This is a genomic window from Paraburkholderia sp. SIMBA_027 (assembly GCF_046535315.1).
Lineage (GTDB): Bacteria > Pseudomonadota > Gammaproteobacteria > Burkholderiales > Burkholderiaceae > Paraburkholderia > Paraburkholderia tropica.
Genome location: NZ_JAWRWY010000020.1, coordinates 85,020 through 97,867 on the forward strand (window position 1 = coordinate 85,020; position 12,848 = coordinate 97,867).

General features: G+C 65.4%; 7 protein-coding genes and 1 pseudogene. 2 read left to right on the forward strand and 6 right to left on the reverse strand.

Annotation, left to right across the window (positions count from 1 at the left end):
• Positions 1-18: 18 nt before the first annotated feature.
• The 4 genes and pseudogenes from thpR to SB764_RS31470 all read right to left on the reverse strand — a co-directional run.
• Complete coding sequence (gene thpR, locus SB764_RS31455) at positions 19-588, reverse strand: RNA 2',3'-cyclic phosphodiesterase (protein ID WP_065062727.1); 570 nt, start codon at positions 586-588, stop codon at positions 19-21.
• Between the two features lie 591 nt (positions 589-1,179).
• Positions 1,180-2,646 (reverse strand): glutamate synthase subunit beta, encoded by a 1,467-nt coding sequence (locus SB764_RS31460; protein WP_065062729.1) that lies wholly within the window; start codon positions 2,644-2,646, stop codon positions 1,180-1,182.
• Positions 2,647-2,748: 102 nt separating this feature from the next.
• On the reverse strand, positions 2,749-7,449 hold the full coding sequence (locus SB764_RS31465; RefSeq protein WP_183716809.1) for a glutamate synthase-related protein: 4,701 nt from the start codon (positions 7,447-7,449) through the stop codon (positions 2,749-2,751).
• A 667-nt stretch (positions 7,450-8,116) separates the two neighbouring features.
• Positions 8,117-8,812: pseudogene (locus SB764_RS31470) on the reverse strand (transposase); the annotation flags it as partial.
• Between the two features lie 185 nt (positions 8,813-8,997).
• Here SB764_RS31470 and SB764_RS31475 point away from each other — a divergent pair.
• Together SB764_RS31475 and SB764_RS31480 are read left to right on the forward strand one after the other, a co-directional pair.
• Positions 8,998-9,711, forward strand: a complete 714-nt coding sequence (locus SB764_RS31475) for an OmpW/AlkL family protein (RefSeq protein WP_065062734.1) — start codon at positions 8,998-9,000, stop codon at positions 9,709-9,711.
• Between the two features lie 499 nt (positions 9,712-10,210).
• Positions 10,211-10,588, forward strand: coding sequence for a YqjD family protein (locus SB764_RS31480; RefSeq protein WP_065062735.1), 378 nt, complete (start codon positions 10,211-10,213; stop codon positions 10,586-10,588).
• 165 nt (positions 10,589-10,753) lie between these two features.
• Here SB764_RS31480 and ugpQ read toward each other — a convergent pair whose 3' ends face one another.
• Positions 10,754-11,518 (reverse strand): glycerophosphodiester phosphodiesterase, encoded by a 765-nt coding sequence (gene ugpQ / locus SB764_RS31485; RefSeq protein ID WP_408583333.1) that lies wholly within the window; start codon positions 11,516-11,518, stop codon positions 10,754-10,756.
• A gap of 40 nt (positions 11,519-11,558) precedes the next feature.
• The gene (locus SB764_RS31490; RefSeq protein ID WP_065062824.1) at positions 11,559-12,743 is read right to left on the reverse strand and encodes a deoxyguanosinetriphosphate triphosphohydrolase; all 1,185 of its coding nucleotides are present in this window, start codon (positions 12,741-12,743) and stop codon (positions 11,559-11,561) included.
• Positions 12,744-12,848 lie beyond the last annotated feature (105 nt).

A 12,848-nucleotide genomic window follows, 5' to 3' on the forward strand; every position in this document is an offset into this window, starting at 1 on the left:
AGGCGCGGGCGCTCCCGCTTACAGCGCCACGCTCGCCAGCGCCTCGTATTTCGCGCCCTGCTTCGCCAGCGTGCTCGAATAGAGCACGAGCGACGTGAAGCGCAGCGGCGGCAACGCTGCGGCGCTCGGCGGCGGCGGCGCGCCGTGCGCATCGCGGGTGAAGCGCGCAAGCGTCACATGCGGACGAAACGCGCGCGCATCGAGCGACAAACCCACCTCCCCCATCGATGAACGCACGCCCCAGTCGAGCGCCGTGAACGCATCGGACATCGCGACGACGGCCACCATCAGGCGCGGTTGCGCGCCGCCCGGCCAGCATTCGATTTTCGTGACGCTCGCAGGCGGCACGGGCGTCGCGTGACTGGCGAGCCGCTGCGCGAGCGCCTCGCCCTGCGCGAAGGTCATCGCGCCGATGAACGCCACCGTCATGTGCAACTGCGCGTAGGGCACGCGGCGCGCGCCGGGTGGCACGTCGAGCGCGGCGAGCGCGTCGCGCGACGGCGTATCGGGCGCGAGCGCGACGAAGCAGCGCCGCCATTGATCGGCGTCCTTGCTGGCTGCGGCGTGGGCTTCCCGGGCTTCGGACATGATCGGCAGTCCTCGAACGGTCGGACAATCGACAATCGCCACATGGTAGCGCGCCCGCGCGACGCGGTGCGCCCGTGACAACCCGCAAACACACGCGCGCCGGACGCCTCCGGACGCAAAAAAACCGGGTCACCCCGAAGGGTGCCCGGCTTCCTGGCATCTGTCTCCTGCCGTCTCCCGCGCGTCCTGTCCTGGCGACGGACGCGCTGGATTTTGCACGACTTAATGAGGTTTAACGCGGCAGCTCCGTGCTGCCCATCAGGAACGCGTCGACGGAGCGTGCGCATTGACGGCCCTCACGTGTCGACCCAAGTTAGCGCTTCAGCGCTTACCTGGGTCCCAGATCCGCCTCTTAACGCGGCAGCTCCGTGCTACCCATCAGGAACGCGTCGACGGAGCGCGCGCATTGACGGCCCTCACGTGTCGACCCAAGTTAGCGCTTCAGCGCTTACTTGGGTCCCAGATCCGCCTCTTAACGCGGCAGCTCCGTGCTGCCCATCAGGAACGCGTCGACGGAGCGTGCGCATTGACGGCCCTCACGTGTCGACCCAAGTTAGCGCTTCAGCGCTTACTTGGGTCCCAGATCCGCTCTTAACGCGGCAGCTCCGTGCTGCCCATCAGGAACGCGTCGACGGAGCGTGCGCATTGACGGCCCTCACGGATCGCCCACACCACCAGCGACTGGCCACGGCGCATGTCGCCCGCCGTGAACACCTTGTCGACCGACGTGTAGTACGCCTTGTCGCCTTCGGTCGAGGCGCGCACGTTGCCGCGCGCATCCTTGTCCACGCCGAACGCCTCGAGCACCGGCGAAACCGGCTGCGTGAAGCCCATCGCGAGCAGCACGAGGTCGGCCTTCATTTCGAATTCCGAGCCCGGCACTTCGACCATCTTGCCGTCCTTCCACTCGACGCGCGCGGCGATCAGCTTCTCGACCTTGCCGTTCTTGCCTTCGAGACGCTTGGTCGCGACAGCCCAGTCACGCGAGCAGCCTTCCTCGTGCGACGACGAGGTGCGCAGCTTGACCGGCCAGTACGGCCACACGAGCGGCTTGTTCTCGACTTCCGGCGGCTGCGGCAGCAGTTCGAACTGCGTGACGCTCTTCGCGCCATGACGGTTCGACGTGCCCACGCAGTCCGAGCCCGTATCGCCGCCGCCGATCACGACGACGTGCTTGCCCTTCGCCACCAGCTGGTCCGCCAGCTTGTCGCCCGCGTTGACCTTGTTCTGCTGCGGCAGGAACTCCATCGCGTAGTACACGCCTTCGAGTTCGCGGCCCGGCACCGGCAGATCGCGCGGCGTTTCCGAACCGCCTGCGATCACCACGGCGTCGAACTGGTCCTTCAGCTCGTCCGGCGAAATGGTTTCCTTCGCCGTGTTGCCGATGTAAGCCGGCAGCTCGCCCTTGCCGATGAACACGCTGGTGCGGAACGTCACGCCTTCGGCTTCCATCTGGCGCATGCGGCGGTCGATCAGCCACTTTTCCAGCTTGAAGTCGGGGATGCCGTAGCGCAGCAGGCCGCCGACGCGGTCGTTCTTTTCGAACACGGTTACGTCGTGACCGGCGCGCGCCAGTTGCTGCGCCGTGGCCAGACCCGCGGGGCCCGAACCGACGACCGCGACCTTCTTGCCCGTCTTGTGCTTCGCGACTTGCGGCGCAACCCAGCCTTCGGCCCAGGCCTTGTCGATGATCGCGTGCTCGATCGACTTGATGCCGACCGGGTCGTTGTTGATGCCAAGCGTACACGCCGCTTCGCAGGGCGCCGGGCAGATGCGGCCCGTGAACTCGGGGAAGTTGTTGGTCGAGTGCAGGACGTCGATCGCGCTCTTCCAGTCCTGGCGGAACACGAGGTCGTTGAAGTCCGGAATGATGTTGTTGACCGGGCAGCCGTTGTTGCAGAACGGGATGCCGCAGTCCATGCAGCGAGCGCCCTGGACCTTCGCGTCGGCGTCCGTAAGCGCCGCGACGAATTCCTTGTAGTGCTTCACACGCGTGAGCGGTGCTTCGTACGCCTCATGCTGGCGCTCGAACTCGAGAAAACCGGTTGCCTTACCCATGTGGTTCTCGTCTATCTAATCTATTCAGTGAGGGGGACCGCGCCCGCCGCCGCATCAGGTGCGCGGCGGGCGAATCATCGTCTTGGAGTCGTCTTCGCGGGATTAAGCGGCCAGTTCTTCCTGGTTCGCCTTCTTCGCGCCGATTTCGCCCAGTGCGCGCTTGTATTCCGTCGGGAACACCTTCACGAACTGGCGGCGTGCCGCGTCCCAGTTTTCCAGCAGCGCCTTTGCACGCGGCGAGCCGGTGAACTGGAAGTGACGCTCGACGAGTCCCTTGAGCAGCGCTTCGTCGGTCTGGCCGGCGTGCCACAGTGCGCGGTCGACCGTGCGTTCCTGCTCGGCCTGTTGCAGCACCGGTTCGAGCGTGACCATCGCCTTGTTGCACTTGCCGGCGAACGTGCCTTCCGGATCGAACACGTAGGCGATACCGCCCGACATGCCCGCCGCGAAGTTCCGGCCCGTTTCGCCGAGCACGACCACCGTGCCGCCCGTCATGTATTCGCAGCCGTGGTCGCCCGTGCCTTCGACGATCGCCGTCGCGCCCGAGTTACGCACCGCGAAACGCTCGCCCGCCACGCCACGCAGGAAGGCTTCGCCTTCGAGCGCGCCGTACATCACCGTGTTGCCGCAGATGATGTTTTCTTCGGACTTGCCGCGGAAGTCGTTGGTCGGACGGATGATGATGCGGCCGCCCGAGAGGCCCTTGCCCACGTAGTCGTTGCCGTCGCCGACGAGATCCAGCGTGATGCCGCGTGCGAGGAACGCGCCGAAGCTCTGACCCGCCGTGCCCTTGAGCTGGATGTGGATCGAGTCTTCCGGCAGGCCGTCGTGGCCGTACTGCTTCGCCACCACGCCCGAGAGCATCGCGCCGACCGTACGGTTGACGTTGCGCACCGGCTGGATGAACGAGACGTGCTCGCCCTTCTCGATCGCGGCCTTCGCCTTCTCGATCAGCGTGTGATCGAGCGCGCGGTCCAGACCGTGGTCCTGCGTGTCGACGTGCTTGCGTGCCACTTCGTCGCCGACTTGCGGCTGATAGAACACGCGCGAGAAGTCGAGACCCTTCGCCTTCCAGTGTTCCACGCCACGGCGCGTGTCGAGCAGATCCGCGCGGCCGACCAGATCGTCGAACTTGCGGATGCCGAGTTGCGCCATGATTTCGCGCACTTCTTCAGCGATGAAGAAGAAGAAGTTGACGACGTGCTCGGGCTGGCCCGAGAACTTCGCGCGCAGCACCGGATCTTGCGTCGCGACGCCGACCGGGCAGGTGTTCAGATGGCACTTGCGCATCATGATGCAGCCCTGCACGACGAGCGGCGCCGTCGCGAAGCCGAATTCGTCCGCGCCGAGCAGCGCGCCGATCACCACGTCGCGGCCCGTCTTCATCTGACCGTCGGCCTGCACGCGGATACGGCCGCGCAGCTGGTTCAGCACCAGCGTCTGCTGCGTTTCCGCGAGACCGAGTTCCCACGGCGTGCCGGCGTGCTTGAGCGACGACAGCGGCGAAGCGCCCGTGCCGCCGTCGTGGCCCGCGATCACGACGTGGTCGGCCTTGGCCTTCGCCACGCCCGCCGCCACCGTGCCCACGCCCACTTCCGACACCAGCTTCACCGAAATCGACGACACCGGGTTCACGTTCTTCAGATCGTGAATCAGCTGCGCCAGATCTTCGATCGAGTAGATGTCATGGTGCGGCGGCGGCGAGATGAGGCCCACGCCCGGCACCGAGTAACGCAGCTTGCCGATGTATTCCGACACCTTGTGGCCCGGCAGCTGACCGCCTTCGCCCGGCTTCGCGCCCTGCGCCATCTTGATCTGGATCTGGTCCGCCGACGACAGGTATTCCGCCGACACGCCGAAGCGGCCCGACGCGACCTGCTTGATCTTCGAACGCAGCGAGTCGCCATCCTTCAGCGGGATGTCCTTGACGACTTCCGGCCCGATGATCGACTGCATCGTGTCGCCGTTCTTGATCGGAATGCCGCGCAGTTCGTTGCGATAACGCTTCTCGTCTTCGCCGCCTTCACCCGTGTTCGACTTGCCGCCGATGCGGTTCATCGCGACCGCCAGCGTGGCGTGCGCTTCCGTCGAGATCGAGCCGAGCGACATCGCGCCCGTGGCGAAGCGCTTGACGATTTCCTTGGCCGGCTCGACGTCGTCGATCGAGATCGCGCGTGCCGGGTCGAGGCGGAATTCGAACAGACCGCGGAAGGTCATGTGGCGCTTGGTCTGATCGTTGATCAGGTGCGCGTATTCCTTGTACGTCTGATACGAGTTGCTGCGCGCCGAGTGCTGGAGCTTGGCGATCGCGTCCGGCGTCCACATGTGGTCTTCGCCGCGCACGCGGTACGCGTACTCGCCGCCCGCGTCGAGCATGTTCGCGAGGATCGGGTTGTCGCCGAACGCGTCGCGGTGCATGCGGATCGCTTCTTCCGCGACGTCGAACAGGCCGATGCCGCCGACCTTCGAGGCCGTGCCCTTGAAGTACTTGGCGATCAGTTCGTCGGCGAGGCCGACCGCTTCGAAGATCTGCGCGCCCGTGTACGACATGTACGTGGAGATGCCCATCTTCGACATCACCTTGAGCAGGCCCTTGCCCACTGCCTTGGTGAAGTTGTAGACCGCCTTGTCCGCCGACAGGTCGCCCTTCAGGCCCTGCGCCATCTGCGCGAGCGTTTCCATCGCGAGGTACGGGTGAACGGCTTCCGCGCCGAAGCCCGCGAGCAGCGCGAAGTGGTGCGTTTCACGCGCCGAACCCGTTTCCACGACGAGACCCGTGCTCGTGCGCAGACCGTGCTGCACGAGGTGCGAGTGGATCGCCGAGGTGGCGAGCAGCGCGGGAATCGCGACGTTGTCGCGGTCCGCGCGGCGGTCCGACACGATCAGGATGTTGTAGCCCGACTTGACTGCGTCGACGGCTTCCGCGCACAGCGACGCGAGGCGCGCCTCGATGCCTTCCTTGCCCCACGACACCGGATAGCAGATGTTCAGCTCGTAGCTGCTGAACTTGCCGCCCGTGTACTGCTCGATCGCGCGGATCTTCGCGATGTCCTTGAAGTCGAGCACCGGCTGCGACACTTCGAGACGCATCGGCGGGTTGATGTTGTTGGTGTCGAGCAGGTTCGGCTTCGGGCCGATGAACGACACGAGCGACATCACCATGTTTTCGCGGATCGGGTCGATCGGCGGGTTGGTGACCTGCGCGAACAGCTGCTTGAAGTAGTTGTAGAGCGTCTTGTTCTTGTTGGACATGACCGCCAGCGGCGAGTCGTTGCCCATCGAACCGACCGCTTCTTCACCCGACATCGCCATCGGCGCCATCAGGAACTTCAGGTCTTCCTGCGTGTAGCCGAACGCCTGCTGACGGTCGAGCAGCGCGGCGGCTTCGACGCGCGCGGTCGCGACGTCTTCCGCCTTCGGCTCGATCTCGTCGAGCTTGATGCGCACGGCGTCGATCCAGCTCTTGTACGGCTTGGCGTTGGCGAGGTTGTCCTTCAGTTCCTTGTCGTCGATGATGCGGCCGTGTTCCATGTCGATCAGGAACATCTTGCCCGGCTGCAGACGCCACTTCTTGACGATCTTCGACTCGGGGATCGGCAGCGTGCCGGCTTCCGACGCCATGATGACCAGGTCGTCGTCGGTGACGATGTAGCGCGCCGGACGCAGACCGTTACGGTCGAGCGTCGCGCCGATCTGGCGGCCGTCGGTGAAGGCGATCGCGGCGGGGCCGTCCCACGGCTCCATCATCGCTGCGTGGTATTCGTAGAACGCCTTGCGGTTCTCGTCCATCAGCGTGTGCTGTTCCCAGGCTTCCGGGATCATCATCATCATCGCGTGGACGAGCGGGTAACCGGCCATCACCAGCAGTTCGAGGCAGTTGTCGAACGATGCCGTGTCCGACTGGCCCGGATAGATCAGCGGCCAGAGCTTGGGCAGGTCGTCGCCGAGGACGTGCGAGGCGATCGCGCCGGTACGGGCGTTCAGCCAGTTCACGTTGCCCTTCACGGTGTTGATTTCACCGTTGTGGGCAATCATGCGGTACGGGTGAGCCAGTTCCCACGCCGGGAACGTGTTGGTCGAGAAGCGCTGGTGCACGAGCGCCAGTGCCGACACCACGCGCTCGTCCTGCAGGTCGCGGTAGTACACGCCGACCTGACCGGCCAGCAGCAGGCCCTTGTAGACGACCGTGCGCGCCGAGCACGACGGCACGAAGTATTCCTTGCCGTGCTTGAGCTTGAGCGCCTGGATGCGGTGGCTCGCGGTCTTGCGGATGATGTACAGCTTGCGCTCGAGCGCGTCCGTGACCATCACGTCCTTGCCGCGGCCGATGAAGATCTGGCGGATCAGCGGCTCGCTGGCCTTGACCGTGGGCGAGATCGGCATGGCGTGGTCGACCGGCACGTCGCGCCAGCCGAGCACCACCTGGCCTTCGGCGCGCACCGTGCGCTCGAGTTCCTGTTCGCAGGCGAGACGCGAAGCGTGTTCCTTCGGCAGGAAGATCATGCCGACGCCATATTCGCCAGCCGGCGGCAACGTCACGCCTTGCTTGGCCATTTCCTCGCGGTAGAACGCGTCCGGAATCTGGATCAGGATGCCCGCGCCGTCGCCCATCAGCGGATCGGCGCCGACGGCGCCCCGATGGTCGAGGTTTTCGAGAATCTTCAGCCCTTGCTGAATGATTTCGTGACTTTTCTTGCCCTTGATATGGGCGACGAAGCCGACGCCGCATGCGTCGTGTTCGTTTTGCGGGTCATAGAGACCTTGCGCGGCGGGCACCGCGGCGCGCTGCTGGTGATCGTTCATGGGGACACCGTCCTAGAGGGGCCAGGGGAATGGCCGTTGATTCCGTACTTTGTTTTCCCGCCGCTTGCGTGACCGCTGTACGGCGTTGCGCGGGCGATGCTGGCTTCCCGCGTTGTGCGTCCAGGAGAGCCGAAAGGCGAATATACGCGACGAATCAAGGGCATGCAAATAAAACCGTGTGATTAGACCCCAATTATCAAGTTGGTGCATTGCACCGTAATTTTATTAGTGCCATACCAAAATCCGACAAAAGAAAACGGCGCTCGCGGACGCCGTTTTCAGAAGTAAGTCGTTGATCCGTAATGGATCGATTGCGGGTTCAGTGCGTACCGGTGCCCGGTTTGCGCTCCTCGTGTGCCGACGACGGACTGGAGACGCTACCGCTGCCCGACGCCGTCGAGGTGCCGGAATGGCCGGCAGAACTACCCGGATTTGTACCTGGCGTTGCGCCGGAACCACTGCTTCCGTGCGTGCCGCCATGGCTGCCGGCGTGGGCGGAGCCCGTCGATCCTGAATTAGGGACCGATTGATGTTCGCCCGCAGCCGAAGCCGGACCGCCGGCCTGACCACTCGCGGCAGGCGCCGACGTGGCCGCGGCGGGTGCCACCGTCCCGGCAGCGCCGAGCGCACCCGATGCACCCGATGCAGCGCCCGCAGGCGTCGCGCCCGGCGCTTCGCGCACCTTGCGCGGCCGACCGCGCGGCAACGGCGAAACGCGCCGGTTGGCCGTACGCCCCGCCCATTCGCGATAGGTGTCGCCGCCGAGCACCCAGCCCTTGAGCGTCGCCTGCATCAGCTGATTGGTTTCGCGCTCGTCGAGCGACTGCTCGCAGAGTTCGCGATACGCGCGCTGCCGCTCGAACGGCGTGTTGCCGAGCGCCCAGTACAGCGGATGGTCGGTGATCAGACTGTCGACGGTGAGCCCGATGTGATGCCGGTAGCTCGACCAGCGGTAATCCTCCGGCGCCGCGACAAGGTGATTGCGCACCGGCGCGAGTTCGACCACGCGGCTCGCGAGCAGGAAGAAACGCTCGCCCTCGATGACGGTCGCTCGGTAGCGCCCTTCCCACAACGTGCCGCGCCGCGCGTAACGCCGGTTGAAGTGCGCGACGTAACGCCGGCCGACCGCCTGCATCGCCTTGGGAAGGCTCGATTCGTCGGAGGGAGTGACGAGCAGCTGCACCGCGCCGGGCATCAAGACCCACGCATGCACCGCCAGGTGGTGATCGCGCGCCGCTGCCTTCAGGCAGTCGATGAACAGTTCGTAGTCCTGGTCGTCGACGAAAGCGGGCTGCTGATCCAGTCCGCGCAGAATCACATGCTGCGGCTGGTCAGGAACATAAAGACGTGCAAGCCGTGCCATGCTCGATTTTCCTGGTACGTTGGTGAATACCCGCATGCCCGCCAGGCCGCGCCGGCGCTCGCTCTCGCGGGCATGCGGCTCGGGCGGAAAGCGCGCGGCGCTTAGGGAGAAACTTCTAACGACTGCATATGGTTTGTTGCAAACGTTGTGTACATAATGTGCGGGCCTTTAATGGAGGAGCACATATGAAATTAAAACAGGCGCTGGCAGCGATTTTCGCGGTCGCCGGCATGTCGGGGGCATACGCGCAATCGGCCAACACGTTCTACGTAACAACGGGGTGGTTCCGTCTCATGCCGCAAGACTCGAGCGATCCGCTCAAGATCGACAGCGTGGGCGGCACGACGGTCAACCAGGCTTTCCCGGGCACCGGCGCTAGCGTCGGCTCCGCGGACACGCTGGGCTTCTCGCTCGGTTACTTCATCACCGACAGCCTCGCGACCGAAGCCGAGCTCGGCATTCCGCCGAAGTTCGACATCTCGGGTGGCGGCAGCCTCAACCAGTTCGGCAAGGTTGGCTCTGCACGCCAGTGGAGCCCGGCGCTGCTTCTTAAGTACTACTTCAACAAACCGGACGCCAAATTCCGTCCGTACCTCGGCCTCGGCGCGACCTACGTCTGGTTCTCCGACGCGAAGATCACCAACGCCGCGTTCGAACAAAGCGTACTTGGGGGTCCGACCAGCGTTTCGACGAATCGTTCCTGGGCGCCCGTATTTAACGTCGGCTTCAACTACAACTTCACAAAGCACTGGTTCGCCGGTTTCTCGCTGTCGTACATCCCCGTCAACGTGACGGCGACGTACACGAGCACCACCGAACTCGGCACCACGCGCAAGGCGGAATCGAAGATCCACCTGAATCCGCTCGTGACGTACCTGAAGGTCGGCTACATGTTCTGAGCGCCGTTCGGTGCGACAGGCAACACCAGCAAGATCGGCAACATCGGCAAGACAGGCGACATCGGCAACAACGCCGGCATGCGTGGGAACATCCACGGAAAAGTCAGCGGAAACATCAGCAACGTTTGCAACGTATGCAGCAGCTCTCCGTCCCGCCGTTACGGCGTCCGACGGAGAGCGGCATGCTTCAGCCGTGTCTCGCCTCCCACGCATCTCCCCTCCTACGCCAGCACCAGATGTTCCTGACAATTCGATTGGCTTTTCTTGATTCTATGCCTCTCGGAAAAAGCGTGCTGTCCCCGTAATCATTTATCTGCACCCCGCCGCAACAGGATGCCGCCGAGCCCCGCCGGACGGGCCTGTGCGTCGATTCGACCGGACACGCTCGCGCGCCGGGCACCGGATTTGCGCAATACTTCGACTCCAGCCCTCGACCGCGCAGCCCTTTTTCGTGCACGCGGCGCGAGCCTCTTACCTGTTTTCCAAGACGGAGCCATTCATGAGCGCATTTCCGAACACGCGTGACGCCCTCGGAGAATCCTGGACGCGCACGGGCCGCCACGCGCGCCGCATCGCGCGACGCGGCCGCAGCGCGGCGTCCGATATCGCAGACGAGCTGCGTGACCTGCTCGCCGAACTGGAAACCACGCTAGGCGACGGCACCCAGGCCGACGCCGCGGCGTTGCGCGCGGACGTTCGCAAACGCCTCGACGCCGCGCGCGAGCGACTCGAAGTGGCGCGCGCCGCCACGCGCGAGCGCGCCGGCCAGGCGATGGATAACGCCGACGACTACGTGCACGCCAACCCGTGGCAAGCGATTGCGATCGTGGGCGGCGTGGCGCTGGTCGCGGGCGCGATTCTCGCGCGCTGCCGCTAAGCGGGCCGGGCCGCACGAACCTGAGAGCACGGCGCCACGTGCATGACCTGCAACGCGCGCCGCGACAGACTGCGCAACGACAGCGAAATAGCTGGAATAGTTGTCGGATAAGTGCGCAGTGAACACGCCCTGACGATGCTCGCCAGGCGCCCGGCGTTTCGGGCGTCAGTCGAGCGCGTGCGGGCCGATCAGATCGATGCGGTCCGTGCAAACGGTATCGACGCCCCAGCGCACTAGGCGCTGCGCGGTGTCGAGGTCGTTCACCGTATAGGCGAGGATAAACAGGCCCGCTTCCTTGATGCGGGCCACGAGCGCTTCGTCGAGATGACGATAGCTCGCGTGCAGCGAAACGCAGCCGAGCGCGGCCGTCTGCTCGCGCCAGTCGTCGGGCACACGCTCGACCAGCAAGCCGCGCGGCACATCCGGCGCGGCCTCGCGCGCCGCTATCAGGGCTTCGACCGAGAACGACGACAGCAGCGGCGGCAACGCGCCCGCCGCCATCGGCTTCGCCCACAGACGCGCGGTTTCGGCGGCGACGAGACGACCCGTTTGCGCATCGCGCCCCGGACACGGCTTGATCTCCACATTCGCCGCGAGCCCTTCCTCGCGGCAGCACTGCGCGGCTTCCGCGAGCGTGGGCATGTGCTCGTCCTCGAAACGCGCGTCGAGCCAGCTGCCCGCATCGAACGCCGCGATCTGCCGATAACGCAGTTGCGCCGCCGCGCCCTGCCCGTTCGAGGTGCGATCGAGCGTGTCGTCGTGCAGCAGGAACGTGATGTCGTCGGCGGAAAGCTTAACGTCGAACTCCGCCATCGTATGCCCGAAAGCCGCGCCGACGCACAGCCCGGCGAGCGTGTTCTCCGGCGCGAGCGTGCCGCCGCCGCGATGCGCGACCACGCGCGGATAAGGCCAGGTTTTCATCGGTTGCATGCGTGTGCTCGGTGCGGTTTGCGCGGGGCGCGGTCGTTCGTCAGACGTCGTCGGCGACGACAAACAGACGGCGGTATTCCTTCAGCGCGTAGCGATCGGTCATGCCCGCGATGTAATGCGCGATCTGACGCGGCTGCGTGGTCTCGTCGTGCATCTGGTACGCGGGCGGCAGCAGGCGCGGATCGTCGGTGAACGCGTCGAAAAGTCCCTTCACGACGCGCCGCGCCTTGTTCGCCATGCGCATCACGCGATAGTGGCGATACAGATTGCGATAGAGAAAGCGCTTGAGCGCGGCCGCCTGCGCGGCGACGCGTTCGCTGTGCGCGACGAGCGGCGGCGCGGCGCGCACCTCGTCGAGCGAGCGCGGCGCGTGCTCGGCGAGATTGCGGCTCGTCTGCCCGATCAAATCGACGATCAGCGTATTGATGATGCGCCGCACGGTCTCGTGAATCAGCCGCCGCCCGTCGATCTGCGGATACTCGGCGCGCGCGGCCTCGTAGTGGGTCTGCCAGAGTTCGACTTCGGCGAGCTGCTCGATCGTCAGGAGACCGGAACGCAGCCCGTCGTCGACGTCGTGATTGTTGTAGGCGATTTCGTCGGCGATATTCGCGATTTGCGCCTCGATGGACGGCTGGCGTCCGAGCAGGAAGCGCTCGCCCAGTTCGCCCAGACGCCGCGCGTTCTCGCGCGAGCAATGCTTGAGAATGCCCTCGCGCGTCTCGAAACAGAGATTGAGGCCGTCGAACGCGCCGTAGTGCTCCTCCAGTTCGTCGACGACCGCGAGACTTTGCAGGTTGTGCTCGAAGCCGCCGTGCTCGCCCATGCACTCGTTGAGCGCGTCCTGGCCCGCATGGCCGAACGGCGTATGACCGAGGTCGTGCGCAAGCGAAATCGCCTCGACGAGATCCTCGTTCACGCGCAGTTGCCGCGCGACCGAACGCGCGATCTGCGCGACTTCGAGGCTGTGCGTCAGCCGCGTGCGGAACAGATCGCCTTCGTGATTCACGAAGACCTGGGTCTTGTATTCGAGCCGGCGAAACGCCGTGGAATGGACGATGCGGTCGCGGTCGCGCTGGAATTCGCTGCGCGCGGCGGGCGGCGCTTCGGCGTGACGGCGGCCGCGCGACTGCGAGGCGTGTGCCGCGTAAGGGGCAAGCCCCGCGTCGGGCGAGGCGCTCAGCGCGTCGGCGAAAGGCGCGCCAGGATTGCTGCGGGTGTCGCTCAACGGTTCCTCCGCAAGGATCGCGACGCGTGCGCCGGACGACACGTCAATCGAGTCGCCAGCCGCGTCGCAGGAAAAGCCGCCACGGCGGCGCGAGCCGCGCGCGGC